27 protein-coding genes and 1 tRNA gene are annotated in these 24,386 nt (G+C 69.5%); 14 read left to right on the forward strand and 14 right to left on the reverse strand.

All coding sequences use genetic code 11. The features are described from left to right. From ACFVDO_RS04870 to ACFVDO_RS04880, 3 genes are all read left to right on the forward strand, one after another. A complete protein-coding gene (locus tag ACFVDO_RS04870; RefSeq protein ID WP_378859980.1) occupies positions 1-822 on the forward strand; it encodes an SGNH/GDSL hydrolase family protein in 822 nt (273 codons plus the stop codon). Positions 823-873: 51 nt separating this feature from the next. Beyond that, positions 874-946 (forward strand) — tRNA-Arg (locus ACFVDO_RS04875). 56 nt (positions 947-1,002) lie between these two features. Further along, on the forward strand, positions 1,003-1,671 hold the full coding sequence (locus tag ACFVDO_RS04880) for a DUF2510 domain-containing protein (RefSeq protein WP_378859981.1): 669 nt from the start codon (positions 1,003-1,005) through the stop codon (positions 1,669-1,671). A gap of 14 nt (positions 1,672-1,685) precedes the next feature. Here ACFVDO_RS04880 and sufU read toward each other — a convergent pair whose 3' ends face one another. The 7 genes from sufU to ACFVDO_RS04915 form a co-directional block, all read right to left on the reverse strand. Further along, positions 1,686-2,129, reverse strand: coding sequence for a Fe-S cluster assembly sulfur transfer protein SufU (sufU, locus tag ACFVDO_RS04885; RefSeq protein WP_378859982.1), 444 nt, complete (start codon positions 2,127-2,129; stop codon positions 1,686-1,688). Then, positions 2,129-3,427 carry a cysteine desulfurase gene (locus ACFVDO_RS04890; protein WP_378859983.1) on the reverse strand — a complete coding sequence of 433 codons (1,299 nt, stop codon included), beginning with the start codon at positions 3,425-3,427 and terminating at the stop codon, positions 2,129-2,131. The genes sufU and ACFVDO_RS04890 overlap by 1 nt, the downstream gene beginning before the upstream one ends. 38 nt (positions 3,428-3,465) lie before the next feature. Next, positions 3,466-4,284 carry a CPBP family intramembrane glutamic endopeptidase gene (locus tag ACFVDO_RS04895; protein ID WP_378859984.1) on the reverse strand — a complete coding sequence of 273 codons (819 nt, stop codon included), beginning with the start codon at positions 4,282-4,284 and terminating at the stop codon, positions 3,466-3,468. Positions 4,285-4,406: 122 nt separating this feature from the next. Then, on the reverse strand, positions 4,407-5,036 hold the full coding sequence (locus ACFVDO_RS04900; RefSeq protein WP_378859985.1) for a hypothetical protein: 630 nt from the start codon (positions 5,034-5,036) through the stop codon (positions 4,407-4,409). 99 nt (positions 5,037-5,135) lie between these two features. Continuing rightward, complete coding sequence (trmB, locus tag ACFVDO_RS04905) at positions 5,136-5,858, reverse strand: tRNA (guanosine(46)-N7)-methyltransferase TrmB (RefSeq protein ID WP_378859986.1); 723 nt, start codon at positions 5,856-5,858, stop codon at positions 5,136-5,138. 34 nt (positions 5,859-5,892) lie between these two features. Beyond that, positions 5,893-7,203 (reverse strand): C39 family peptidase, encoded by a 1,311-nt coding sequence (locus ACFVDO_RS04910; protein ID WP_378859987.1) that lies wholly within the window; start codon positions 7,201-7,203, stop codon positions 5,893-5,895. Between the two features lie 112 nt (positions 7,204-7,315). Continuing rightward, positions 7,316-8,146, reverse strand: coding sequence for a DUF3097 domain-containing protein (locus ACFVDO_RS04915; protein WP_378859988.1), 831 nt, complete (start codon positions 8,144-8,146; stop codon positions 7,316-7,318). Positions 8,147-8,280: 134 nt separating this feature from the next. Between ACFVDO_RS04915 and ACFVDO_RS04920 the strand changes: the two genes are divergently transcribed. The 4 genes from ACFVDO_RS04920 to ACFVDO_RS04935 all read left to right on the forward strand — a co-directional run bounded on the left by ACFVDO_RS04920 (position 8,281) and on the right by ACFVDO_RS04935 (position 12,363). Further along, on the forward strand, positions 8,281-10,245 hold the full coding sequence (locus ACFVDO_RS04920; RefSeq protein ID WP_378859989.1) for a TPM domain-containing protein: 1,965 nt from the start codon (positions 8,281-8,283) through the stop codon (positions 10,243-10,245). Positions 10,246-10,303: 58 nt separating this feature from the next. Continuing rightward, positions 10,304-11,050 (forward strand): PspA/IM30 family protein, encoded by a 747-nt coding sequence (locus tag ACFVDO_RS04925; protein ID WP_378859990.1) that lies wholly within the window; start codon positions 10,304-10,306, stop codon positions 11,048-11,050. Positions 11,051-11,119: 69 nt separating this feature from the next. Next, entirely contained in the window at positions 11,120-11,917 is a 798-nt protein-coding gene (locus ACFVDO_RS04930; protein WP_378886834.1) for an arginase family protein, read from the forward strand. Further along, on the forward strand, positions 11,914-12,363 hold the full coding sequence (locus tag ACFVDO_RS04935; protein ID WP_378859992.1) for a Fe-S oxidoreductase: 450 nt from the start codon (positions 11,914-11,916) through the stop codon (positions 12,361-12,363). The genes ACFVDO_RS04930 and ACFVDO_RS04935 overlap by 4 nt, the downstream gene beginning before the upstream one ends. Here the strand turns inward: ACFVDO_RS04935 and ACFVDO_RS04940 are convergent. Together ACFVDO_RS04940 and ACFVDO_RS04945 are read right to left on the reverse strand one after the other, a co-directional pair. Beyond that, positions 12,342-12,806 carry an SIP domain-containing protein gene (locus tag ACFVDO_RS04940; RefSeq protein ID WP_378859993.1) on the reverse strand — a complete coding sequence of 155 codons (465 nt, stop codon included), beginning with the start codon at positions 12,804-12,806 and terminating at the stop codon, positions 12,342-12,344. The two genes, ACFVDO_RS04935 and ACFVDO_RS04940, sit on opposite strands and share 22 nt — an antisense overlap. Positions 12,807-12,860: 54 nt before the next feature. Then, positions 12,861-13,565 carry a tyrosine-protein phosphatase gene (locus ACFVDO_RS04945; RefSeq protein WP_378859994.1) on the reverse strand — a complete coding sequence of 235 codons (705 nt, stop codon included), beginning with the start codon at positions 13,563-13,565 and terminating at the stop codon, positions 12,861-12,863. A 157-nt stretch (positions 13,566-13,722) separates the two neighbouring features. Between ACFVDO_RS04945 and ACFVDO_RS04950 the strand changes: the two genes are divergently transcribed. Genes ACFVDO_RS04950 through ACFVDO_RS04975 form a run of 6 tightly spaced genes read left to right on the forward strand, consistent with a single transcriptional unit; the run spans position 13,723 to position 19,607 of the window. Further along, positions 13,723-14,634: an alpha/beta fold hydrolase gene (locus ACFVDO_RS04950; protein WP_378859995.1), complete on the forward strand. Its 912-nt coding sequence runs from the start codon at positions 13,723-13,725 to the stop codon at positions 14,632-14,634. 43 nt (positions 14,635-14,677) lie between these two features. After that, positions 14,678-16,192 (forward strand): ABC transporter substrate-binding protein, encoded by a 1,515-nt coding sequence (locus tag ACFVDO_RS04955; RefSeq protein WP_378859996.1) that lies wholly within the window; start codon positions 14,678-14,680, stop codon positions 16,190-16,192. A 7-nt stretch (positions 16,193-16,199) separates the two neighbouring features. After that, positions 16,200-17,150 (forward strand): ABC transporter permease, encoded by a 951-nt coding sequence (locus ACFVDO_RS04960; protein WP_378859997.1) that lies wholly within the window; start codon positions 16,200-16,202, stop codon positions 17,148-17,150. Then, entirely contained in the window at positions 17,147-18,025 is an 879-nt protein-coding gene (locus ACFVDO_RS04965; RefSeq protein WP_378859998.1) for an ABC transporter permease, read from the forward strand. The genes ACFVDO_RS04960 and ACFVDO_RS04965 overlap by 4 nt, the downstream gene beginning before the upstream one ends. Further along, positions 18,022-18,813, forward strand: coding sequence for an ABC transporter ATP-binding protein (locus ACFVDO_RS04970; RefSeq protein WP_378859999.1), 792 nt, complete (start codon positions 18,022-18,024; stop codon positions 18,811-18,813). Before ACFVDO_RS04965 ends, ACFVDO_RS04970 begins: the two co-directional genes overlap by 4 nt. Next, on the forward strand, positions 18,810-19,607 hold the full coding sequence (locus ACFVDO_RS04975; protein ID WP_378860000.1) for an ABC transporter ATP-binding protein: 798 nt from the start codon (positions 18,810-18,812) through the stop codon (positions 19,605-19,607). Before ACFVDO_RS04970 ends, ACFVDO_RS04975 begins: the two co-directional genes overlap by 4 nt. On the opposite strand, the gene ACFVDO_RS04980 is transcribed toward ACFVDO_RS04975, so the two are convergent. Genes ACFVDO_RS04980 through ACFVDO_RS04995 form a run of 4 tightly spaced genes read right to left on the reverse strand, consistent with a single transcriptional unit; the run spans position 19,582 to position 22,283 of the window. Beyond that, the gene (locus ACFVDO_RS04980) at positions 19,582-20,094 is read right to left on the reverse strand and encodes a GNAT family N-acetyltransferase (RefSeq protein WP_378860001.1); all 513 of its coding nucleotides are present in this window, start codon (positions 20,092-20,094) and stop codon (positions 19,582-19,584) included. The two genes, ACFVDO_RS04975 and ACFVDO_RS04980, sit on opposite strands and share 26 nt — an antisense overlap. Continuing rightward, a complete protein-coding gene (locus ACFVDO_RS04985; protein WP_378860002.1) occupies positions 20,091-20,789 on the reverse strand; it encodes a uracil-DNA glycosylase in 699 nt (232 codons plus the stop codon). The genes ACFVDO_RS04980 and ACFVDO_RS04985 overlap by 4 nt, the downstream gene beginning before the upstream one ends. Continuing rightward, positions 20,789-21,502, reverse strand: a complete 714-nt coding sequence (locus ACFVDO_RS04990) for a Type 1 glutamine amidotransferase-like domain-containing protein (protein WP_378860003.1) — start codon at positions 21,500-21,502, stop codon at positions 20,789-20,791. Before ACFVDO_RS04990 ends, ACFVDO_RS04985 begins: the two co-directional genes overlap by 1 nt. Before the next feature lies 1 nt (position 21,503). Then, positions 21,504-22,283 carry an SDR family oxidoreductase gene (locus ACFVDO_RS04995; protein WP_378860004.1) on the reverse strand — a complete coding sequence of 260 codons (780 nt, stop codon included), beginning with the start codon at positions 22,281-22,283 and terminating at the stop codon, positions 21,504-21,506. 157 nt (positions 22,284-22,440) lie between these two features. Between ACFVDO_RS04995 and ACFVDO_RS05000 the strand changes: the two genes are divergently transcribed. Next, positions 22,441-23,763, forward strand: coding sequence for a bifunctional o-acetylhomoserine/o-acetylserine sulfhydrylase (locus ACFVDO_RS05000; protein WP_378860005.1), 1,323 nt, complete (start codon positions 22,441-22,443; stop codon positions 23,761-23,763). 68 nt (positions 23,764-23,831) lie between these two features. Here the strand turns inward: ACFVDO_RS05000 and ACFVDO_RS05005 are convergent, their stop codons facing one another. Then, positions 23,832-24,338, reverse strand: coding sequence for a hypothetical protein (locus ACFVDO_RS05005; RefSeq protein WP_378860064.1), 507 nt, complete (start codon positions 24,336-24,338; stop codon positions 23,832-23,834). Positions 24,339-24,386: the final 48 nt, after the last annotated feature.

Here is a 24,386-nt window from a genome sequence, read left to right on the forward strand (position 1 = left end):
ATGACTCCGCCATCCCATCGTCCACGCATGTCATTGCGTGGCGCGATCCTCATCGGCGCCGCCGTCCTCGTGACGGTGGCGTCGATCGGGTTCGGGATGCTTCGCACGCACGCTCCGGACCCGGTGGCACTGGGCGCCTCTTCCGGTGCGACGAATGCCGAGGCGCCCGCTCCCCTCGTGCTGCCCGAGCACCCCCGCATCCTCGTCTTCGGCGACTCGTGGACGTACGGGTCCGCTGCGACACCGCCCACCGACGGCTACGCCTACCGGCTCGCCGACCTCATGCACGGCACGACGATCGTCGACGGCGTGCGCGGCAGCGGCTACCTCAAGCCCGGCCTCGACGGGCCGGCCTACGGTCCGCGGATCGACCGGCTCGATCCGGCGCTGCGTCCCGACCTCGTCGTCATCGAGGGGTCGATCAACGACCGGCGACTGCCGGCCACCGACTACCGCGCCGCGGTGGACGCCGCGTGGAACCGGCTCGCGGACATCTATCCGGATGCGGGGATCGTGGTGCTCGGTCCCGCGCCGCAGGTGCTCCCCGTGGAGCAGGCCACCGCCCGCATCGATCACGACCTGCAGCAGCTCGCCGCGCAGCGCGGCTGGTGGTACATCTCCCCCGTGCAGCAGAAGTGGATCACCCCGCAGAACTACACCGGCCTCATCGACACCGGCCCCGGGCGGGATCACCCGTCGAACGCCGGACACCGGTACCTCGCCGAGAAGGTGGCGGCGGCTCTGAAGGAGATGGCGGGTGCGCCGGTCACGGTCGCCGTGGAGCCTGCCGAGACCGTGCAGCCCGTCGCCCCGGGCAAGTAGGCCGGGCGCTGACGGGAGAGACCTCCGGTAGCTGATAGGCTCGTCAGGTTCGCCTCCGTAGCTCAGCGGATAGAGCGCCGGTTTCCGGTACCGTAGGTCGCAGGTTCGATTCCTGTCGGGGGCACAGAACAAGAGATGGCCGTCCTCAGGGCGGCCATTTCTCGTACCGAGAGGATCCCGATGTCGTACGCCCCGCCCACCCCTCCCGGCTGGTACCCGGACGGCGCGCCCGGCGTGCTGCGCTGGTGGGACGGAACGGCCTGGACGGCGACCACGACGCCGATGTCCGCACCGGCACCCGTTGCGACTCAGCCCTACCCGCAGGTGCCGCCGGGGACTCCGACGAACACTCCGTGGATCTGGGCCGTCGTGGCCGTTCCCCTCGTCGGCCTGGTGCTCTCGATCGCGCAGCTGGTGCTCATGCAGCAGATGATGCAGCGCATGCTCGCGACGTTCAGCACGATGATGTACGACCCTTACGCGTCCGATCCGACGAACGTGAACGGGATGTTCGTGTGGACGAACGGCCTGATGTCGATCACGATGCTGCTCTCGTTCGGCAGCCTGCTGCTCTACGGCGCAGGCGTCCTGTTCGCCTATCTCGACCACCGCGACCTCGGCCGGCTGGGGTACCAGCGCCGGTTCCACTGGGCCTGGAGCTTCCTCAACCCGGTGTACCCGATCGGCCGCTCGGTCGTCGTGCGCCGTCAGTCGGGCACCGGTCAGTGGCCGATGTGGGCCGCGATCGCAATCGCCGTCACGTCGTTGCTCACAACGATCATCTGGACGTCAGCGGTGTTCTCGTCGTTCTACGCGCAGTTCTTCTCGACGGTCTCGCAGTTCTCCTGAGCCCAGTTCGGGGCTCAGCCGAGCTTGTGCAGGGCGTCCTCCGCGGCGACCCAGGCGAGCATCGCGCACTTCACCCTGGCCACGTACTTCGACACCCCGCCGAGCGCAGCGGCGTCACCGAGCAGTTCAGGGTCGGGCTCGATCTTCCCGCGCGACCGCATCGCCTCGCGGAACACCTCGATCCGACGCTCGGCCTCGGCCACAGGCATCCCCTCGACGAGCTCGGCGAACAGCGAGGCGGACGCCTGCGAGATCGCGCATCCGTGCCCCTCCCAGGCTATTGCCTCGATCGTGCCGTCCGGGGCGGCGTGCACCTGCAGGGTGATCTCGTCTCCGCAGGTGGGGTTCAGCTGGTGCGACTGCGCCGCCACGGCCGGGCGCAGCCCGAAGCCGTACGGTGCGCGGGAGTGGTCCATGATGAGCTCCTGATAGAGCCCCTGCAGGTCGGACGAGGCCATCATGCCCTCCGGAAGAAGTCGATGGTGCGAGCGACGGCGTCGATCACCTGATCGACCTCGTCCCGCGTCGTGTACAGATACGTGCTGGCGCGGGTCGACGACGTCACGCCGAGGCGACGGTGCAGCGGCTGCGCGCAGTGGTGGCCCACGCGCACGGCGATGCCGGCATCGTCGAGGAACTGGCCGACGTCATGAGAGTGGATGCCCGGGATGTCGAAGCTCGCGAGTCCCACCCGCGGCAGGTCGATGCCGGCACCGAGCACGCGGACACCGTCGATCGAGGACAGGCCTTCGACGAGGCGGGCACCGAGCTCGGCCTCGTGCGCCGCGATCCGCGGCATCCCGACGTCCTGCAGGTACCGCACAGCTGCGGCGAGCGCGACGGCCTGCGAGACCCGCTGGGTGCCGGCCTCGAAGCGCTGCGGCGGCGGCAGGTACTCCGCCGCGGTGGTGGTCACGGTGGTGATCATCGAGCCGCCGGTGAGGAAGGGCGGCATGATCTCGAGCAGCTCCCGCCGACCGTACAGCGCGCCGATCCCGGTCGGTCCGAGCATCTTGTGCCCGGAGAGCACGGCGAAGTCGACGTCGAGCGCGTGCACGTCCAGCGGCAGGTGCGGCGCGGACTGGCAGGCGTCCAGCAGCACGAGGGCGCCGACGGCGTGCGCCGCCGCGATCAGCTGCTCGACCGGGTTGATCACGCCGAGCACGTTCGAGACGTGCGTGACGGCGACCAGGCGGGTCCGCTCGCCGATCAGCTCGGCAGCGACGTCGAGGCGCAGCGCGCCATCGTCATCGAGAGGCACCACTCGGAGGGTCGCGCCCGTGCGCGCGGCGAGCTCCTGCCAGGGGATGAGATTGGCGTGGTGCTCCATCTCGGTGGTGACGATCTCGTCACCGGGTCCCAGTCGCAGGCGGTCGGCCTCAGAGCCGCCCCGGCCGGCGGAGGCGTTCGAGAGCGAATACGCGACGAGGTTCACGGCCTCGGTGGCATTCGAGGTCCAGACCACCTCGTCCTCGTCCGCGCCGATGAACTCTGCGAGCGCGGCGCGGGCGTCTTCGAAGGCCACGGTCGCCTCGGCGGCGAGCGTGTGCGCGCCACGGTGCACGGCCGCGTTCAGCGTCGACGAGAACTCGCGTTCCGCGTCGAGCACAGCGAAGGGCCGTTGCGAGGTCGCCCCCGAGTCGAGGTAGACGAGCGGATGCCCGTTCACCTCGCTCTGCAGGATCGGGAAGTCCTCACGCAGTCGGAGGACCTCCTGATCGGTCAGCGCGGCAGCGGTCGCGGTACGGATGTCCATGCATCAATCCTCTCAGCCGCCGGAGGTCTGTGGCTCCGTCAGAGCAGGAAGATCGGCAGCATCCCCGGGTTGTGCGCATGCACGAGCACCGCGAACACGACCGCGTCGAAGAGCAGGTGCACCGTCACCACGTAGGCGAGAGAGTGCGTGCGGAGGAAGATCCAGCCCTGCAGCAGCGCGAACGGGATCGTCAGCACCGGGCCCCACGCGCGGTAGCCCAGTTCCCAGAGGAACGAGACGAACACCACCGCCTGGAGCACGTTCGCCGCCGCATCCGGCAGGTGCCGTCGCAGGAGCGCGAAGACCGTGCAGATGAAGAACAGCTCGTCCCAGATGCCGACGGCACCCACGCCGAGGAACAACCGTCCGATGAGCTCGGGGCTGTCCACGACCGGCCAGTTCAGGTAGACCCCGCTTGTGATGAAGTAGAACGGCAGGATCAGCCAGCCCAGCACGAGCACCGCGATCAACCAGATCCACTGCCACGGCGCCCAGCGCCGCCCGGTGCGCCAGGGGAACGAGATCGCCCTGTCGCGGAACACGAAGCGCGAGACCAGATAGGGCACCAGGACCGCGCCACCGAGCGCCAGTGTGAAGCGCAGCATCGCACCGTCGTCGAGCTCCGCCGCCAGCGGGATCGAGTGCACGATCAGCATGCCGACGCCGATCAGCGTGAGATCACGGGTCAGCGACGGCTCGGCGGCTGCGATGCGCCCACGCTCTATGAGCGCCGCGGTGCCGACGCCTGCCACGAGGAGCGCCCAGCCGACGACGGTCCAGCCCAGCACGAAGAACGCCGGCGCCGCCGCACACACCAGCGCGGCCGGTCCGACGGCTTGCCAGGCGCTGCGGGTCACGTCACCACGATCTCACGCTCTCGTTCAGGCGCCTCGGGGGCACGCGGTGCATCGGGTACCAAGCAATCAGCGCCGTCCGCCTGGACTCCGATCGCCAGCCCCAGGCGGAGGATGCCGAGTGCTCACGGCGACACGCCCGCGACCGTCACTGCACATTCGCCGTCTGAGAACCGGAGCCCGAGCGCCACGATCTGCTCCAGGTACATCTCCCCCGCGCTCCAGCTCAGAGTCAGACCTTCAAGCTCGCCGTGCGTGTTTCCTTCAGTCGAGAGCGCGGCAACCAGAAAGAGCCTTTGCCCCTCCGTGACGGGAATGAAGTCTCGATCCCCAGCAAGCGCGAGCTCTTCCAGTTCTTCATCGCGCAGGCCCTCGACCGACTGCCGGCCCGGAACGACGCCGGCCGAGATGAATTCGAGCGTCTTCGTCCGGTAGACAGCGGTGTCTTGAAGGTTCAGGGAGACCTGCGACAAAGTGGACGAGGAGAACACTGTCAGGTCCACGGCGACCAGGACCTCGCCGTCGACAACCCGGCATTCCTGCGGCTGCGTCACCGCCATCGCGCCCTCTCCAGGCGTGAGATACAACCGGAACATGATGCCGACGAACATCAGAGAGCCGAGGACCACGACCCCGATGAGCCATCTCCCGCCCGTCCTCCAGGTCCTCGCGGTGTTGAGCACCCGTTGATGCTCTTCGATCGGCACCCAGGGCAGCTCCGCCACCACTCCAGATCCATCCGGGGCATCCGTCATGCGCTCAAAGTACGCCGGGCGCGATGCACCGCACGAAAGCGTCGCTGATTCGTGATCGTCACGCACAGTCCGAATCGGCGCGGACGCGCGACCCTGAGATCAGTTCGATCGCCTGCGGTAGCTCAGGTCGCGGATGTCGCGGCCCTTGGCGATGCCCTTGCGCTCGAAGGCCGTCATGATGCGACCGTCGAAGCGCTCGGCCCACTCCCCCTCGAAGGCGCGCTCGAACTCGGGCGCCTCGTCGAGCACGTCGCGCATCTGCACCGCATAGTCCTCCCAGTCGGTCGCGAGGCGCAGCATCCCGCCGTCTGCGAGTGCACGAGCGGCGGTCGCAGGAAACCCGGGGCGCACCAGGCGACGCTTGGTGTGCCGCTTCTTGTGCCACGGGTCGGGGAAGAAGATCCAGACCTCGGATGCCGCCCCGGCGGGCAGATACGAGGAGAGCACCTCGGGGGCGTTCGCCTCGACCAGGCGCAGGTTGCGGGCGCCGGCCTTGTCGGCGTCGAGCATCGTGCGGGCGAGTCCGGCGCGGAACACCTCGACGGCGAGGAAGTCCTCGTCGGGGCGGGTGGATGCCGCGTGCACGATCGCGTGGCCCTGCCCCGAACCGACCTCGACGATCAGGGATACCTCACGGCCGTACTCGGAGGCCGGGTCGAGCCGGGCCTCTGGATGCACCGAGGTCCAGGCGACGTCGCGGGGCACATCGAGCAGGTAGTGCGGAGCGAGCTCCTCGAACGCCCGTTCCTGGGCCTCCGACATGCGGCCGGAGCGGCGGACGAATGAAACCGGCTCATCGCGGAAGGTGCGGGGTTCTGGCATCCCTCCAGGGTAATCGGCTCGTTCGCCCCGCCGATCACCAGTTCGGCGTGACTCCTCCGACGTTGTCAGGCAGTCGCTTGCCCTGGGGCGTGTATATGTAGGCGATGCCGTTGGTCGAGTTCTGCCACACCTTCTCGAAGTTCTCCCGGGTGTAGATGCTGCGCACGTTGTCGTTGCTGTTCGCCGCGGGGTCGTTCAGGATCGGATCGCCCTCGGCTGTGAAGCCGACGATGACCATGAGGTGACCGTCGGTGTCGTATCCGGCCTCAGGCATCTCCTCGAGATCCCAGGAGAGCGAGACGATCACCGGGATGCCCCGTGCGATGAACCGCTCCGCCTCGGCGAGCGAACGCAACCGGGTGACGAACGAGTCGAGCCCGAAGCGGTGCGCATACGCGGCGTTGAACGGCCAGTTGCCCGCGCCCTCATAGGTGTAGTCCCACGCGTAGATGGCGGCGTAGGCGACCTGCGGATCCTGCGGAACGCCTTCGATCGTCGCGAGCTCGCGCGCCGGCACTCGCTTGCCCCAGAAGTACTGCACCATCGTCGTCGAGGTGGGCGAGCACCAGACCTCTCCGCCGCCTCCGAACTCCGGGTACTCGCCGGAGTGGATGTTCTGCGCGTACGGAGGCACGTCCAGTTCGACCTGCTTGCCGAGCGTGAACGCGCTGGTCGCGCCATCCGACCCTTCGAGGTACTCGTTGGTGAGCGTGGTCACCGCCTCGAGGCTGGGCCTCGCCCTCGACCCCTCGGGACGCAGCAGTCGCACCCGGGTCTGGAACGCCTCGGGTTCCTGTCCTGTGCGCGCCGAGAACGTGTCGGTCCAGATGTTCGCGTGTTCGTCGCCCTGGCCGTCGACCGAGGTGCGATGGATGTCGCCCTTGCCGAAGTCCGCGCCGGAGGTCCAGCGTCCCATCACGTACCACTTGGTCCAGGTGCCGTCGGCGAGGCGTCCGCGGAAGGACGACTCCACCCATGTGCCCGTGGGCGTCGTCGCGTTCCACGAGACGATCGCCTCATCGATCGAGTAGCCGGGGACGACGACCGGTGAGGTCCAGGTGCCGTACTCGTAGGAGCGCTTCGCACCGTCGCCGAACGGATCGATGTACGTCAGCGTCGGCAGCCGGTGCGAGAGCGGGGTCGGCAGGGCCACCCCGCCGTGCGGGGCGGGCGTCACGCCGTCAGAGGTTCCGCGGGCGAAGTCGCGCCTGGAGTCCCAGTGCGTCGACGTGATCATCTTCTGATGCGTATCATCGTCGACCGCACTCGCGGATGCGACAGGAGTCAGGAGTCCGACCATCAGTACGGCAACGGCGCCGACCGAGATCAGGTTGCGAAATTTCACGATTCTCTCCTCGGGGCAGGAACAGCTTGTGCCGATTCTGCCCTCGAATCCGCCTTGAGGGAAGAAGAATCTTGTGCGATCTTACGTTTCGTATCTTTGATGCAGTCCCGCGTCACTCCGTGACGAAGTCGATCAGCTCCTCGACCCGTCCGAGCAGCGAGGGCTCCAGGTCGCGGTACGTCGACACCCGCGAGAGGATGCGCTTCCACGCATGGGCGATGTCGGCCTGCGACTCGGCCGGCCACCCGAAAGCGCGGCAGATGCCGGTCTTCCAGTCCGTGCCCTTCGGGATCACCGGCCACGCGCGGATGCCGAGGGCGGCGGGCGTCACGCACTGCCAGACGTCGATGTACGGATGCCCCACGATCTTCAGGTGCGGCCCATGCGGGCCTCGCAGGATCTGCTCCACCATGCGGGTCTCCTTCGAGCCCGGCACCAGGTGGTCGACGAGCACGCCGTATCGGCGCTGTGCGGTCGGCGGAGCCTCTGCGAGCAGCTCGTCGAGCAGGTCGATGCCCTGCAGGTACTCGACGACGACGCCCTCGTGCCGCAGGTCGGCGCCCCACACCTTCTCGACGAGCTCGGCGTCGTGCCGTCCCTCGACCAGGATGCGGCTGGGCAGCGCCGTCCGCGCCCTGCTGTCCGCGACCGCGAACGAACCCGAGGCTGTGCGCTGAGGGCCAGTCGGCTTCGCCGCCGGCTGCACCAGGCGTACCGGCTCGCCGTCGATGAGGAACCCTGCGCCGAGCGGGAACATCCGCCGCCGGCCCTTCCAGTCCTCCAGCTCGACCATGCCGGCCTCGATCCGGATCACGGCACCGCAGTACCCGTCGTCGGCGACCTCGACGACGAGATCGGCCTCGGCGGCGACGTCCGCCGACTTCTTGAACCCCTGCTCGCGCCAGCCCGCGGCGAGCACATCCGATCCGTACCGGTCTTCCATGCCCTCCAGGGTATGCGTCGCGCGAGCCCGCTCCGCGCAGGGCGAACGGCGATTGCGTCCCGCCGCTGTCGCCTGTCCGTGCCAGTGCATAGACTCGTGCCGTGGGGCATGCTCATCGGGGTGGAGGGAGCGGGATGCGGACGCGCTGGACTGTGGTGACGGGTCTGCTGATCGCGCTTCTCGGCACGGGCCTCGCTGTCGGTGCGGCATCCGCGACGGATCCGGGGCCGCTCGATCCGGGCGTCTACGTGACCGACACCAGCGACGTGCTCACTCCTGCTCAGGAGAGGGCGGCTGAGGCGCGCCTCACCGAGCTCGATGAGCAGACCGGCGTCGGACTGTTCTTCGTCTTCGTGCCGGAGTTCACGAACCCGTCGACCGACACCGACTGGGTCGACCAGACCGCCGACGCCAACGGTCTCAGTGAGCGCCAGTACCTGATCGGCGTCGCCACGGACACGCGGGTGTTCGCGATCAACAGCCCGAAATCCGGGGGCGCCGTGTCCGTCGCCGACCGTGCCCGCGTCACCGACGCCATGCTGCCGGCGCTGCGCCAGAGCGATTGGGCGGGGGCGATCGACGCGGCCGCTGCCGAGGTGCAGGACATCGTGGTCGACGGGCCGGCGCGCACCGCACGCGGGTGGACGATCTTCGGCGTGGTGGCCATCGCGGCGGTCATCGTCCTCATCGTCGTACTGCAGGTGCGTCGCAGCCGCAGGCGCGCGGCGGAGCAGGCGGCTCGTGAGGCGGAGATCGCCGCGCTGACGCAGCAGGCGTCGATCGCCCTGGTGCGCACCGACGACGTGGTGAAGTCCAGCGAGCAGGAGATGGAGTACGCCAGGGCGCAGTTCGGCGACGACGCGATCGGCGAGTTCGTCGCGGCGCTGAAGACCGCTCGCACCAACCTCGACCAGGCGTTCTCGCTGCAGCAGAAGCTCGACGACGAGATCCCGGACTCCGATCAGGAGCGGATCGTCTGGAACCAGACCATCATCCAGCTCTGCTCCGAGTCGACCCAATCGCTCGAGGAGCGCAAGACCGCTTTCGACGAGCTCCGCGAACTCGAGCAGAACGCTCCGGCGGCGCTCGAGAACGTGCGCCGCCTGCGCACCGCGGCGGGTGCCGAGATCGACCGTGCCGACCAGATCTTCGCTGCGCTGGGCACGGTCTACGCGCCCGCGGCGATCTCCGCCGTCGCCGACAACACCGCTCAGGCGCGCTCGCGCATGGCGTTCACCGACGAACAGATCCAAGCCGCCGAGCAGCAGATGGCCGCGGGGAAGACCGGGGATGCCGCGGTGTCGATCCGCGCTGCGGAGGGCGCGGTCCAGCAGGCCACACAGCTGGAGGATGCCGTCGAGCAGCTCTCGAACGATCTGAAGGCCGCAGACGAGCGCGGTGCGGCACTCGTCGCCGAGCTGCAGAGCGATATGCAGACCGCGCAGACTCTGCCCGACGCGCAGGGATTCGTCGCGCAGGCGATCGCCGCCACCTCCCAGCACCTGTCCGACGCGCAGCGTCTGCTCGGCGGCACCGGACGCAACCCCGTTGACGCGCTGCGCGTGCTGGACGCCGCGAACGCCGTCATCGACCAGACCGTTCAGCAGGTGCGTGACGAGCAGGCCAAGATCGCACACGCCCGCAGCCTGCTCGGCGGTGCCCTGGAGCGTGCGGACGTGCAGATCTCCGCAGCGGAGAGCTTCATCCTGAATCGCCGAGGGGCGATCAGCTCCACGGCTCGCACCCGTCTCGCCGAGGCTCAGTCCAACCGCGACCAGGCGCGCCGCATGGCCGACGCCGACCCGCAGCAGGCCCTGGCGTACGCGCAGCATGCGGATCGGATGGCCGGTGAGGCGTTGCGCCTCGCACAGAGCGACACCGGTTCGTGGGGCGGGGGCGGCGGCGGTGGCGGCAATGACACCCTCGGCGCCGTGCTCGGCGGCGTGCTGATCGGTCAGCTCCTCGGCGGCGGCGGAAACCGTGGCGGTGGCGGCTGGGGCGGCGGTGGCGGTGGCTGGAGCAGCGGCGGAGGCGGAGGCGGCTTCTCCGCCGGCGGCTTCGGCGGCGGACGCTCCAGCTCCAGCGGGGGCCGCTTCTGAACCTGGACAGCACTCGATCTCGACTCACAGACCCTTCCGTATCGAAAGGAAACACACCATGGCCAAGGAATCCATCTTCGGGCGCATCTCGACGCTGGTGAAGGCGAACATCAACTCGCTCCTCGACTCCGCCGAGGACCCGCAGAAGATGCTCGACCAGCTGGTGCGCGATTACACCAACAACATCGCCGACGCCGAGTCCGCGATCGCCGAGACGATCGGCAACCTGCGTCTGCTCGAGCGCGACCACGAAGAGGACGTGCGTGCGGCCCAGGAGTGGGGCAACAAGGCCCTCGCCGCCAGCCGCAAGGCCGACGAACTCCGTGGCGCGGGCAGCATCGCCGACGCCGACAAGTTCGACAGCCTCGCGAAGATCGCGCTGCAGCGTCAGATCAGCGAGGAGCGCGACGCACGCGCCGCCGAGCCCCAGATCGCCGCGCAGACCGAGATCGTCGACAAGCTGAAGAACGGCTTGAACGGCATGAAGGACAAGCTCGGGCAGCTCAAGGACAAGCGCAGCGAGCTGCTCGCGCGCGCCAAGGTCGCCGAGGCGCAGAACAAGGTGCAGGACGCCGTCAAGCAGATCAACGTGCTCGACCCCACCAGCGAGCTGGGCCGGTTCGAGGACAAGATCCGCCGTCAGGAGGCCCTCGCCCAGGGCAAGGCGGAGATCGCGGCATCCACGCTCGACGCCCAGTTCGAGAGCCTCGAGGACCTCGGCGAGCTCACCGAGGTCGAGGCGCGTCTGGCCGAGCTGAAGGCCGGCGGTTCGCCGAAGCCGCAGGCGGCCATCGAGTCCGAGTGACACCCGGGGTGGGCGCCGCGCTGCGGCGCCCACCCGCTCTCCCCCACCAACCCGACACCCCCGACTGACATGACCGATTTCCTGATCGTCCCGCAGTGGCAGGGTTCGCCCTCCGCGCGGGCCATGCTCTTGACCGACGGGGCCGCCGCCATCGCTGGCGACCTGCCCCGCTCCGCCACCACGATGCTCGACGTGCCGCTCGAGGCCGGCGAATCGCTGGGCAGCGGTGTGCACCGCCTGAGCTCGCTGCTGCGAGTGCGCTCCGCTCTGCAGGACGCCTGGACGGAGGGCGCCGTCGTGATCGGTGGCGACTGCAGCGTGACCGTCGCCGCCCTCGCCGCGGCCGACACCTCGGATGTCGCCGTGCTGTGGTGCGACGCGCATCCCGATCTGCACTCCCCGGACACCTCACCGTCCGGCGCGTTCTCGGGCATGGCGCTGCGCGCCGTGCTCGGCGAGGGCGAGGCCCAGGTCGCGCTCTCCCCCGGCGTTCCCCGCGATCGCGTGGTGACCGTCGGCGTGCGCGCAGTCGACGACGAGGAGGAGAGCGAGCTCGACCGGCTCACCTCGCTCACGCCCGAGGATCTCACCCGCGCGGATGCGGTGCTCGAAGCGATCCGGGCCACCGGCGCCTCCCGCGTCTGGGTGCACATCGACGTCGACGTCATCGACCCCGCCGAGTTCGGCGGCGTCTCCGAAGCCGCCCCGTTCGGCGCCTCGGCATCCGATCTGATCGCCGCGATCCGTCGGCTCCGCGAGGAGTTCCCTCTGGCCGGCGCGACGATCGCGGGCTTCGCGCCACGCACCCCCACGGCTGCCGTCGACGACCTGGGTGCGATCCTGCGACTCATTGGCGTCCTCGCGTGACGGACGACTGGCGCCCGGCCGCCGAGGCCGCCCTGGCGCGCGGGCGGCGGTTCGACCGCCGCATCCCCTCGTTCCTGCTGCGCTCGCCGATCAGCCGGATCGGCTACTGGTGGGGCACCTCCGTCGGCTTCGTCTGGGGCTCGTTGTGGAGCACGGGCCGGGTGGAGCGACGGAACGGGCTGTGGGTGTTCCGAGGGCTGCCGAACTGGGCGTTCGCCCGCGGCGGTGTCTGCGTGGGCGGCTGCTACCTCACCGGCGATCACGCACCCGGCGAGGCGGTGCTGAGGCACGAAGCCGTGCACAAGGCGCAGTGGCTACGGTACGGGTTCCTGATGCCGCTGCTCTACCTGTTCGCTGGGCGCGACGCCCTGCGCAACCGGTTCGAGATCGAGGCGGGCCTCGAGGACGGCGGATATGTGCGCCGTCAGCGCGTCAGCAGCCCGTAGCTCTCCGGCGCGCTGATCGCCGCGGCATCCATGCCCAGCGCATCGGTGAGGTGCTCGACGATGTCGGCAGTGCCGAGAAAGCCGCCCAGCAGCGTGACGTGCGTCTCGACCTGCTCGTCGCAGAGCATCTCGTCGGCCCATGCGCACGCGGCGCGGGCCAGTGCCTCGCCCGGCGCGCACAGACGGCCCGAGCCGGCGGCACCGGTGCGGCTGCCGCGGGCGAGCCAGGTGACCGTCATGCGGCCCGGCGCCGCGATGACTCCGATGTCCGATGCCTCAGGCACCTCGATGAAGATGCGGCCCGACGCGCACAGCGGCAGGGTCGCGATGAAGAGCTCCAGCTCGGCGAGCGAGTTCTCGTCGGCGGTCACGAGGTGATGCGAACGACGACGGGCCTCTCGGCGCTGGGAGCGCGCGCTGGTCGCGTCGAGGGAGGTTCGCATGATGCCTCGATCATATCACTCAGCCAAGGCTTACCTAACCTCGGCCGGCGTCCGTCACTCGACGAGCGCGCGACCGAGCGCCTCCAGCTCGGCGTCGGTCAGCCCGCCCGCTCGCAGGTAACCGACGACCGAGCCGTGCTTGCGCTCGATGCCTGCGAGCAGCTCGCGCATCACCGGCGCGGGCGACGCCGTCGCCAGGTCGATCGCGTTCCGAGCATCCGGGTGCCGCGCGCGCAGGTACTGGACGACCGCCCTCGTGCGAGCCTGCGGCAGCTGGGAGGCGGTCAGCGCGTAGTCGGCGACGATCTCGTCGCGGTCCGCGCCCACCGCCGAGAGTGCGAGCGCGACGGTGACCCCGGTGCGATCCTTCCCCACCGTGCAGTGCACGAGCGTCGGATCTCCGGCGGCGATGAGGCGGATCGCGTCGATGAGCCGAGGTGCCGCGTCGTCGACGAGGTGCTGGTACATGCCGGCGAGGCTGAGATCCTCGGCGAAGAAGGAGGCCACGGAGCCGAGGAAGAGCGGCACGCGCGTGGTGGGCACGTCATGCAGAGCTGACGGCTCGGCGGACACCTCGCTGTCATCGCGCAGATCGACCACCCGGCGCACGCGGGCGCGAAGCATCTCATCGCCCGCCGCGGTGAGCTGCGCGAGATGGCCGGAGCGGAACAGCACCCCGTCCTTCACCCGGGACGTCCCCACCGAGATCCCGCCGACATCGCGGATGTTCGCGACGCCGGGAACGAGGAGGACACTCATGTTTCCATCCTATGAAAGCGACAGCGGATCAGGCGCGAGGCAGAACGTCTATCATTCTTGCGCTCCATCGAGCATTTGATGAACCTGCGTCCGCGCGCAGCTGGTCAGATTGCATCCGCATTTCCGCGCAACCCCGTCCAGGAAGGAGAATACAGCCGTGGAGAACGACACCAGCGAGTTCCGCTATCTTCCCGGCCAGGCCGCCGCTCTCGGCGTCCCGGCACCGACGGCCGAGCGACTCATCCTTTCCCTCCCCGACGGCCGCACCCTCAGCGCCATCCGCTACGGCGAGCGCAGTCCCGAGGTGACGCTGCTGCACGGCGCCGGCCTGAACGCGCACACCTGGGACACCACCGTCCTCCACCTGCAGCGCCCCGCTCTCGCGATCGACCTCGCAGGGCACGGTGACTCCTCCTGGCGCGCCGACCTCGACTACACGCCGCAGACCCTCGCGGCCGATGTCGCGCTCGCGCTGGATGCCTGGACCGATGCACCCCAGGTGCTCGTGGGCCAGTCCCTCGGCGGCCTGACCGCGGTATCCGTCGCAGCCTCCCACCCGGCATCCGTCCGCGACCTCATCATCGTCGACATCACCGCCGGGGTCCGCGGCGACGCCGCGCCCTCGGCGCTCGGCGAGTTCTACCGGCAGACCGACTTCGCCTCGCTGGACGAGGCGGTGGATCGGGCCATGTCCTTCGGCTTCGGCAGCACCCGCGCCGAGACCGAGCGCGGCGTGTTCCTGAACACGCACGTCCGTGACGACGGACGCATCGAGTGGAAGCATCACTTCGCGCACCTGGCCGGATCGGCGCTCGCGACCACGCCGGATGCCGGTGCCGCGATCCTCGCATCCGACCGGAGCTGGGCCGATCTCGCCGCCGTCACCGCGCCGATCACCTTGGTCCGCGCGACCAGGGGCTACGTCGCCGACGAGGACGGGGCCGAGTTCCAGGCACGCCGTCCGGATGCCGCGATCCGCACCGTCGACGCCACCCACAACGTCCAGGAGACCGCACCCGCGGCCCTCGCCTCGCTCATCGCGGAATCGTTCGACGCCTCCCGACGTTGACCCTCCCGCACGCACACAGCACTGCCGTCTGAAAGGACCGCACATGTTCCGACGCCCCACCCGCCTCGCGCTGCTCGGCGCCCTGACCGCCGTCGCGCTCGCGCTCAGCGCGTGCACCGGCTCAGCGGAGCCGAAGCCGACCTCTGACGGCAAGCCCGATCCCGAGGCCAGCCTGTCGGTCGGCCTGGTGCTCGAACCGACCAACCTCGACATCCGGCACACCAGCGGCGCCGCACTCGAGCAGATCCTGTTCGACAACATTTACGAGGGCCTGGTCACCCGCACGCAGGACAACAAGATCGAGAAGCGCCTCGCCAGCGACTACGAGGTCTCCGCGGACGGCCTGACCTACACGTTCACGCTGAACGACGGTGTGACGTTCCACGACGGCACCGCGCTGACCTCGGCCGACGTGGTCTCGTCGTACAAGACGGTGCAGACCGACGAGAGCGTGCAGGGTCACTCCGACTTCGCCGGCGTCGCCTCGATCACAGCGACCGACCCGAAGACCGTGCAGATCGTGCTCACCGAACCGAACCAGAACTTCCTGTTCTCGCTCACCGGCCGAGCCGGGCTGGTCTTCAAGACCGGTGACACCACCGACCTGAAGACGGCTGAGAACGGCACCGGTCCGTTCACCCTCGGCAACTGGTCGAAGGGCGCGAGCATCACCTTCGAGCGCTCTGACAAGTACTGGGGCGACAAGGCCGGCGTCAGGGAGGTCGTGTTCCACTACATCCCCGACTTCACCGCAGGTGTGAACGCCGCGATGGACGGCACGCTGGACGTGCTCACCGCCGTGGACCCGAACCTCGTCGAACAGCTCAAAGAGACAGGGGACTTCGCCGTCACGACCGGTCGCACCACCGACAAGGGCACCTTGGCGTTCAACAACGCGAAGGCGCCGCTGGACGACCAGAAGGTGCGCGAGGCGCTGCGCCTGGCCATCGACCACGACGCCCTCGTCGAGGCCGTCGGCGCCGGTCAGACGATGTACGGGCCGATCCCCGAGCTCGACCCCGGCTACCAGGACCTCTCCAAGCTGGTCCCCTACGACCCGGCGAAGGCGAAGAAGCTGCTCGAGGAGGCCGGTCAGAAAGACCTCACCCTGACGCTGACGATCCCGACGTTCTACGGCACGACCGTGCCGCAGGTGCTGATCTCGGACTTCGCGAAGGTCGGCGTCACTCTGAAGGTGAACCGCGTCGAGTTCCCGGCCTGGCTCGAGGATGTCTACACGAACCACGACTACGAGCTCAGCTTCGTGCTGCACGTGGAGCCGCGCGACTTCGGCAACTGGGCGAACCCGGACTACTACTTCGGCTACGACAACAAGCAGGTGCAGGAGCTGTACGCCGAGGCGATGGCGGAGATCGACCCCGACAAGTCTGCTGCGCTGCTCTCGCAGGCCGCGAAGATCGTCTCGGAGGATGACGCCGCGGACTGGCTGTACAACGGCGCGACTCTCACCGCGCTGCTGCCGATCGTGAAGGGCTTCCCGAAGGACTCGATCAACTCCCGGATCAACCTGCTCGGCGTCACCCGCGCCAAGGACTGACCCGCCCGTGCTCCGGTACACGCTCACGCGAGGAGCCCTGCTGATCGCGGGGCTCCTCGTGTCGAGCGTGCTGATCTTCCTCACGCTGCGCGTCTTCCCCGGGGATGTCGCTCAGTTGATCGCCGGCACGCAGGCGAGCCCCGCGCAGGTCGACGCGATCCGCGAATCACTCGGTCTCGGCCGCCCCCTGCCCGTCCAGTACGCGGAGTGGATCGGCGGCATCCTGCACGGCGACCTCGGCACCTCGCAGCTGAGCGGGGCCTCGGTGGGCGCCGAACTCGTGCAGAAGGCGCAGGTCACCGTGCCGTTGGGACTGATGTCGCTGGCGATCGCGCTGCTGATCGCGATTCCGTTCGGCATCGTCTCGGCCATGCTCCGCGGCCGTGCCGGCGGCACCGCGATGAACTTCACCGCGCAGGCCGTGGCGGCAGTGCCGGTGATCTGGGCGGGGATGCTGCTGGTGCTGGTCTTCGCACACGGACTGCACTGGCTGCCGGCGCAGGGCTTCCCAATCGCCGGCTGGGCGAAGCCGGGGAAGGCCTTCGAGTCGCTCATCCTGCCCGCCCTGACCATCGGCCTCGTCGAGGGCGCGATGCTCATGCGGTTCGTGCGCAGCGCCACCCTTCAGGCGGCCGGCCAGGACTTCGTGCGCACCGCGGCGGCGAAGGGCCTCACCCGCCGCCGCGCACTCGTGCAGCACGGCATCCCGGCGGTGGGCCTTTCCATCGTCACCGTGCTCGGCCTGCAGGTGGCCGGCATCATCGTCGGCTCGGTCGTGATCGAGCAGCTCTTCACGCTGCCCGGCATCGGGCGGATGCTGGTGACCGATGTCGGAACCCGCGATCTGGTCAAGGTGCAGAGCGAGCTGCTCGTGCTGACCGGCTTCGTGCTGGTGATCGGATTCCTCGTCGACCTCGTGCACCACGCGATCGACCCACGACAGCGGGAGGCGGAATGAACTGGCGCTCCCGGCTCTGGGCGTCGCGGATCGGCCGCTTCGCCGTCATCGTCGTCGCCGTCGTCGCCCTGACCGCACTGATCTCGCTGTTCTGGACCCCGTTCGATCCGCTGATCGGGAGCATCCGCGACCGCTGGGCGGCCCCGGGCTGGCCGCATCTGCTGGGCACCGACGGCACGGGGCGCGACATCCTCAGCCTCATCATGGTCGGTGCGCGCACGACGGTGTTCGTCAGCGTCGGCGCGGGTATCGTGGCGACGCTCGTCGGCATCGCCCTCGCCGCGCTCGGCGCGCTCACCACCCGCTGGGTGCGCGAGACCGTCGCCGTGCTGGTCGACATCCTGATCGCGTTCCCCGTGCTGCTCATCGCGATGATGATCTCGGCGGTCTGGGGCGGGTCGCTGTGGGTCGTGGTGTTCTCGGTCGGGATCGGCTTCGGCGTGAACATCGCCCGCGTGACGCGCCCCGAGCTGCGCCGCGTGCAGCAGAGCGACTTCGTGCTCGCCGGCCGGGCGAACGGTCTGACGCCGATCGAGAACCTCGTGCAGCATCTGCTGCCCAACGTCGCCCCGGTCTTCATCGTGCAGCTGTCCTGGTCTATGGCGGTCGCCGTGCTCGCGGAGGCCGGGCTGTCGTACCTGGGCTTCGGCGCCTCGGTCTCGCAGCCGTCCTGGGGCCTGCTGCTCGCCGACCTGCAGCGCTACATCGGCGTGCATCCGCTGTCGGTGCTGTGGCCGGGACTGGCGATCACGCTCACCGTGCTCGCCCTGAACCTGCTCGGCGACGCGCTGCGCGAGGCGACCGATCCGACGCTCTCCGCACGCGGCTCGAAGCGCCGCGCTGCGGAGGCGCACGTACCGGGGGTGGTGTCATGAGTCTGGTCGTGCAGGATCTCGTGATCGAGATCGACGGACGACGCGTCGTCGACGGAGTCTCGTTCGAGGTCGCGAACGGCGAGCGGCTCGGGCTGATCGGAGAGTCCGGCTCCGGAAAATCGCTGACGGCTCTCGCGGTGATGGGGCTGCTGCCTGAGGAGGCGTCGGCGTACGGCAGCATCCGCTGGGACGGCACCGAGATCATCGGTCTGCCGGACCGGCGGATGGCACAGCTGCGCGGTGACCAGATCGGGATGGTGTTCCAGGAGCCGCGCACGGCCCTGAACCCGATCCGCACCGTGGGTCGGCAGATCGCCGAGGCCGTGCGCATCCACGAGCGCATTCCTCAGGCCGAGGCGCGCCGGCGCGCGATCGAGGCGGCCGCACAGGTGCGGCTGCCCGACCCCGAGAGCATCGTCGACAGGTATCCGCATCAGCTCTCCGGCGGGCAGCGCCAGCGCGTCGCGATCGCGATGGCGCTGGCGGCGAATCCCCGCCTGCTGATCGCGGATGAGCCGACCACAGCCCTCGACGTGACGATCCAGGCCGAGATCCTGCACCTGCTGCTGGCCCTTGTGCAGGAGCGCGGGATGTCACTGGTGTTCATCACGCACGACCTCGCGGTGCTCGCCCAGGTCGCCACGAACGGCGTCGTGCTCGAGGACGGCCGCGTGGTCGAGCGCGCGCCGGTCAGCACACTGCTCAGCGCTCCGCAGTCCCCGATCACTCGGGGCCTGCTGCGCGATGCCACGGCGACGCTGTGGCGCCCGGAAGGCGGCGGCTCATGAGTCTGATCGAGGCGTCCGGCCTCAACCGCGAATTCCGGTTGCCGAAGAAGTCGATGTTCGAGCGCACCCGCACGAACACCGCCCTGCATCCGACCGATCTGCAGATCGCCGAGGGCGAATCGCTCGGCGTGATCGGGGAATCGGGGTCGGGCAAATCCACGCTGGTGCGGCTGCTGCTGGGCCTGGACCGGCCGACCGCAGGCCGAGTTGTGGTGGACGGGCGCGAGGTCGACGCCTCGGCGAGCGCGCGGTCGCTGCACTGGCTGCGCCGGCAGACCGGTCTGGTCTTCCAGGATCCGTACGCGTCGCTGGATCCCCGCATGTCGGCGGGGCGGATCGTCTCGGAGCCGCTGCGTGCCCTCGACATCGACGGCGACCACCGTGCCCGCGTGCGCGAGGTGCTGGAACAGGTCGGTCTGGACGCGGACATGGCGGACCGGCATCCGCACGAATTCTCCGGCGGTCAGCGGCAGCGCATCGCGCTGGCGCGCGCGATCGCGCACCGCCCGCGCATCCTCGTCGGCGACGAGCCGCTGTCGGCGCTCGACGTGACCGTGCGCGCGCAGATCCTCGAGCTGCTCGCCGAACTGCAGCAGACCGAGAACCTCACGCTCGTCCTCGTGTCGCACGACATCGGCGTCGTGCAGCATCTCAGCGACACGGTCGCCGTCATGAAGGACGGCCGGATCGTGGAGCGCGGTTCGACGGATGCCGTGCTGCGGCATCCGCAGCAGGACTACACGAAGGCGCTGCTCGCCGCGATCCCCGTCATCCCGGAGAACCCGGCGTCCTGAGCGACAGCTGCAGAAACTGCACGCCGAGGTCCAGGCCGAACTTCTCACCGACGTTCCGCAGCGCGCCGGCGTCCGTGAACCCCGCCTTGCGGTGCAGCGCGAGCGAGGCGTCAGCGCCCTCCACGATCACCGCGATCACCTCACGGAGCCCTGCGTCCCGGCAGGCGGCGAGGAACTGCGCCATCAGCGCCCATCCGAAGCCTTGACCGGCCGTTCCCGGCGCGAGGTAGATCGAGTTCTCGACGGTGTACCGGTACGCCGACTTCGGCGACCACGGCTGCGCGAGCGCATAGCCGATCAGCTCTCCGTCGTCGGTCTCGGCCACCAGGAACGGCAGCCCGGCGCCCCGGATCCTCGCCGCCTTCGCGGCCCAGTCCTCGTCGGTGGACTCGGTCTCGTCGAACGTGACGACGGACTCGCGCACGTAGTGGTTGTAGATCGCGCGGATTCCGGGGAAGTCGCCCTCGGATACAGGGCGGGTTCTCATGCCTCTCCCCCGACATGCCAGTCGACGGGATCGGCACCCTGCTGAGCGAGCAGCTCGTTCGCCCGGGAGAAGGGCCGGGACCCGAAGAACCCGCGACTCGCGGACAGCGGCGAGGGATGCGCGGATTCGATGATCGGCGTCTGCCCGAGCAGGGGCTTGAGACCACGGGCATCCGCGCCCCACAGGATGGCGACCAGCGGCCGGTCGCGCGCGACGAGCGCGCGGATCGCGAGCTCGGTCACCTGCTCCCAGCCCCAGCCGCGGTGGGATGCCGGAGTGCCGGGCCGCACCGTAAGAACCCTGTTCAGCAGCAGCACGCCCTGGTCGCTCCAGGCGGTCAGGTCCCCGTGCGGCGCCGGCGGGATGCCGAGGTCGGTCTGGCGCTCCTTGTAGATGTTGCCCAGGCTTCGCGGAAGCGGGCGCACCTCGGCCTCGACCGCGAAGGACAGGCCGATCGGATGCCCCGGCGTGGGGTACGGATCCTGACCGGTGATCAGCACCTTGACGTCGTCGAGCGGACGCTGGAACGCGCGCAGCACGTTCGCCCCCGCCGGAAGGTACCCGCGGCCGGCGGCCTGCTCCGCGCGCAGACGTTCGCCGAGGTCGGTGATCACCGGCTGCACAGGCGCGAGAGCCTCGGCCCAGCCCGGATCGAGCTGCCCGTCGGCGGCGAGCTCGACGAGCGTCTTGGGCATCAGCGTGCGCTCCGGTCGCTCGAGACGACCACGCCGTCCTCGCCGGGCGAGACTCGCCAGACGCTGCCCTCTCCGGCGATCCGCAGGCCGTCCGATCCGGCGATCAGGCTGGTGCTCTCGTCCAGCCCCACTCCGCCGTCGATGGCCCCGGCCTCGGTCGCCGCGATCAGGCGGGACAGCGCGCCCCATTGCGCGACGTGCACGTCGACCGACACGTCGACGAGGCCGATGCCGGGGGCGATGGTGAGCTCGTCGAGCCGCTGCGCGACGCCCTCCGGTGCCACGGGAACGCCGCCGATCAGTCGGCCGCCGAGGATGGCGCGCTCGGCGGCGATCATCGCGCCGGCGGAGAAGCCCAGATACGGCGTGCCGCTCGCGACGGCCGTGCGGATGCGGTCGAAGCTCGGTTCCAGGGCTGCGTGATAGGCAGGCGTCCGTCCGCCGCCGATCACGATCGCGTGCGCACCGTCGAACACGGCCGGGTCGACGACATCATCCTCGGCGGCGGTCACGAGACGGATGTCGAAGGCCGCGGCGCCATCGGCGGTGATCGCCTCGACGAGGTCGCGGGCGTGCCCGGTGCCGCCGTTCTCGCGGACGGTGACGACGGCGACGACCGGAGTCTCATCGTGGGGCGCGGCGGCGTGCACGTCCGCGGTGAACGGTGCGAAGGCGGTGCGGCCGAAGCCGCCGCCGACGAGGTGCACCCCCACGTCAGTCCTCGATCCGCGGGCGCAGCGGACCGCGCGCCAGCAGGTGCGACGCGGCCTGCGCGACCGGCCGGATCACGATCAGGTCGAGGTTCACGTGCGCAGGTGCGTTCAGTGCGTAGGCGGCGATGTCGGCGACGTCCTCCGCGACCAGCGGCGCCTCCACACCGGAGTACACGGCCTCGGCCGCGACCGCATCGCCGCCGAGACGGCGCAGCGTGAACTCCTCGGTGTGCACCATGCCGGGGGCGATCTCGGTGATGCGGATCGGCTCGCCGTTCAGCTCGAGGCGCAGCACCTGCGGGATCATCGACTCCGCCGCCTTCGCGGCGTTGTATCCGCCGCCGCCCGGGTACGCCCCACGCGCGGCGACCGAAGTCACGAAGAGCAGGTCGGCGTGCCCGTCGACGGCCGCCTCACGCAGCTGAGGGAGCAGCGCGGCGGTGAGCTGCTGGGCGGCGATCACGTTCGACTCGTACATCCAGCGCCACTGCTCCGCCGAACCGCCCTCCACGCGATCGGTGCCTCGCGCACCGCCTGCGACGTGCACGAGCGCGTGCACCGGGCCGGTCTCGACGAGATGAGCCGTGAGGGCTTCGATCTGCGCAGGATCCGTGAGGTCGGCGGCGAAGGCGCTCGAACCGGTCTCGGCCGCCAGCGCCTCCAGCCGCTCGGCCCGCCGGGCCACGCCGACGACATCCCAACCGGAGGCGCGGAGCGCCCGCACCGTCGCCTCGCCGATACCGGTGCTCGCGCCGGTCACCACTGCACGTCTGTTCGCCATGACTCAACCGTACGACGAAACGAGTCAGGGCCATCGGCACACACAGCACCGGTTGTTACGTCACATTTCCCGTTCCTTGTTGACACTCGTCGTTCTTCCGTACTCTCACTGAAAGGCATCCGCCGCACGCACCCGCTTCCATCCCTGGGGGAAACTCATGTCCGCAGCTGAGAACTGGCGTTTCGAGACCAAGCAGATCCATTCGGGTGCCGCACCCGATCCCGTCACGAAGGCCCGCGCGACGCCGATCTACCAGACCACGTCGTACGTCTTCGACAACGCCGACCACGCCGCGAACCTCTTCGCCCTGGCCGAATTCGGCAACATCTACACCCGCATCCAGAACCCCACCCAGGACGTGCTCGAGCAGCGCCTCGCCGCACTCGAGGGCGGCACCGGTGCGCTGGTGCTCTCCAGCGGTCAGGCCGCGTCGACCTTCGCCATCCTGAACATCGCTCAGGCGGGTGACCACTTCGTCGCGTCGAGCTCGATCTACGGCGGCACCTACAACCTGTTCAAGTACACGCTCGCCAAGCTCGGCATCGAGGTCACCTTCGTCGAGAACCAGGACGACATCGAGGAGTGGCGCCGCGCGGTGCGCCCGAACACGAAGCTGCTGTTCGCGGAGACCATCGGCAACCCGCAGATCAACGTGCTCGACATCCGGGCCGTGGCCGATGTCGCTCATGAGAACGGCGTGCCGCTGATCGTCGACAACACGATCGCCACCCCGTACCTGATCCGCCCGTTCGAGCACGGCGCCGACATCATCGTGCACTCGGTGACCAAGTTCCTCGGCGGCCACGGCACCACGATCGGGGGCGTCGTCATCGACGGCGGGAAGTTCGAGTGGTCGAAGAACGTGGAGAAGTTCCCCGGCCTGACCGTGCCCGACCCCTCCTACCACGGCGCCTCGTACACCGCGGCAGTCGGCGACGCGCTCGCTTACATCATCAAGGCCCGTGTGCAGCTGCTGCGCGACCTCGGTTCCGCGATCGCGCCGCAGAGCGCCTGGAACCTCATCCAGGGTGTCGAGACCCTGTCGCTGCGCGTCGAGCGCCACGTGCAGAACGCGCAGGAGATCGCCGAGTGGCTCGAGAACCACGACGACGTCGCGGGCGTGAACTACTCGGGCCTGCCGTCCTCGCCGTGGTACGCCAAGGCGAACCACTACGCACCCAAGGGCGTCGGCGCAGTGCTCTCGTTCGAGCTCAAGGGCGGCGTGGAGGCCGGCCGCGAGTTCGTGAACAGCCTCTCGCTCTTCAGCCACCTCGCCAACATCGGCGACGTGCGCTCACTGGTCATCCACCCCGCATCGACCACGCACGCGCAGCTCACCCCCGAGCAGCAGCTCACCGCCGGCGTCACGCCCGGCCTCGTGCGCCTCTCGGTGGGGCTGGAGAACATCGACGACCTCAAGGCCGATCTCGACCAGGCACTCGCGGCCGCGCGTCGCGTGACCGAGGCCGCGCGCGCCTGACATCGCTCCTCAGAAGGCGCAAGGATGCCCCGGACCGTCTGGTCCGGGGCATCCTTGCGCGCGACCGGCTACTCGTTCACGAGGACCGGCACGCCGATCGCGGCGGCGACAGCCTTGCCGCGCAACCCGGCGGGCACCTCGATGCGGAAGGCCGTCGTCTCGGACGGCACGCCGGCATGGTCGTGATCGCCGTCCGAGTGCTGCTCGAAGCGCGCGGTGCCGAGCATCCGTCCGTCCTCGTCGTAGAAGCCGGCGACCACCATCAGCTCGAGCACATCGCTGACGTCGGAGGTGATCTCGAGCTCCCCGGTGACCGCCGCGCCGTCGAAGGCGACGCCGCGCACGACGAAGCGGTCGTCGAAGGGACCGGCGGCGAGCGGCACCTTCCCGGGGGCGGGAATCAGGTCCTGCAGCGACGCGAGCTCCGGCTCCCCACTCGGCGCGGGGAGGTCGGGCAGCGTCGTCGCGATGACGGGCCGCGATGCGGCATCCTCGGCCGACGGCGCGACGGATGCCGAGCAGCCGGTCAGCAGCAGTGCGGTGACCGCGACCAGGGCGAGCGCGTGACGTCTCATGGGGTCCTCCAGACAGACCGAAGCGGGGGCGCCCGATCGGGGCGCCCC

The organism is Microbacterium sp. NPDC057741 (assembly GCF_042798735.1).
Taxonomy (GTDB): Bacteria; Actinomycetota; Actinomycetes; order Actinomycetales; family Microbacteriaceae; genus Microbacterium.

Bases quoted from the DNA above. Each gene is read 5' to 3' on its own strand.
- ACFVDO_RS04890 (WP_378859983.1), bottom strand. From the start codon at position 3,427: ATGGACATCCGTACCGCGACCGCTGCCGCGCTGACCGATCAGGAGGTC.
- ACFVDO_RS05005 (WP_378860064.1), bottom strand. From the start codon at position 24,338: ATGAGACGTCACGCGCTCGCCCTGGTCGCGGTCACCGCACTGCTGCTG.
- ACFVDO_RS04955 (WP_378859996.1), top strand. From the start codon at position 14,678: ATGTTCCGACGCCCCACCCGCCTCGCGCTGCTCGGCGCCCTGACCGCC.
- ACFVDO_RS04965 (WP_378859998.1), top strand. From the start codon at position 17,147: ATGAACTGGCGCTCCCGGCTCTGGGCGTCGCGGATCGGCCGCTTCGCC.
- ACFVDO_RS04985 (WP_378860002.1), bottom strand. From the start codon at position 20,789: ATGCCCAAGACGCTCGTCGAGCTCGCCGCCGACGGGCAGCTCGATCCG.
- ACFVDO_RS04980 (WP_378860001.1), bottom strand. From the start codon at position 20,094: ATGAGAACCCGCCCTGTATCCGAGGGCGACTTCCCCGGAATCCGCGCG.
- ACFVDO_RS04870 (WP_378859980.1), top strand. From the start codon at position 1: ATGACTCCGCCATCCCATCGTCCACGCATGTCATTGCGTGGCGCGATC.
- ACFVDO_RS04920 (WP_378859989.1), top strand. From the start codon at position 8,281: ATGCGGACGCGCTGGACTGTGGTGACGGGTCTGCTGATCGCGCTTCTC.
- ACFVDO_RS04975 (WP_378860000.1), top strand. From the start codon at position 18,810: ATGAGTCTGATCGAGGCGTCCGGCCTCAACCGCGAATTCCGGTTGCCG.
- ACFVDO_RS05000 (WP_378860005.1), top strand. From the start codon at position 22,441: ATGTCCGCAGCTGAGAACTGGCGTTTCGAGACCAAGCAGATCCATTCG.
- ACFVDO_RS04995 (WP_378860004.1), bottom strand. From the start codon at position 22,283: ATGGCGAACAGACGTGCAGTGGTGACCGGCGCGAGCACCGGTATCGGC.
- ACFVDO_RS04940 (WP_378859993.1), bottom strand. From the start codon at position 12,806: ATGCGAACCTCCCTCGACGCGACCAGCGCGCGCTCCCAGCGCCGAGAG.
- ACFVDO_RS04970 (WP_378859999.1), top strand. From the start codon at position 18,022: ATGAGTCTGGTCGTGCAGGATCTCGTGATCGAGATCGACGGACGACGC.
- ACFVDO_RS04925 (WP_378859990.1), top strand. From the start codon at position 10,304: ATGGCCAAGGAATCCATCTTCGGGCGCATCTCGACGCTGGTGAAGGCG.
- ACFVDO_RS04900 (WP_378859985.1), bottom strand. From the start codon at position 5,036: ATGACGGATGCCCCGGATGGATCTGGAGTGGTGGCGGAGCTGCCCTGG.
- trmB (WP_378859986.1), bottom strand. From the start codon at position 5,858: ATGCCAGAACCCCGCACCTTCCGCGATGAGCCGGTTTCATTCGTCCGC.
- ACFVDO_RS04945 (WP_378859994.1), bottom strand. From the start codon at position 13,565: ATGAGTGTCCTCCTCGTTCCCGGCGTCGCGAACATCCGCGATGTCGGC.
- ACFVDO_RS04880 (WP_378859981.1), top strand. From the start codon at position 1,003: ATGTCGTACGCCCCGCCCACCCCTCCCGGCTGGTACCCGGACGGCGCG.
- sufU (WP_378859982.1), bottom strand. From the start codon at position 2,129: ATGGCCTCGTCCGACCTGCAGGGGCTCTATCAGGAGCTCATCATGGAC.
- ACFVDO_RS04915 (WP_378859988.1), bottom strand. From the start codon at position 8,146: ATGGAAGACCGGTACGGATCGGATGTGCTCGCCGCGGGCTGGCGCGAG.
- ACFVDO_RS04930 (WP_378886834.1), top strand. From the start codon at position 11,120: ATGACCGATTTCCTGATCGTCCCGCAGTGGCAGGGTTCGCCCTCCGCG.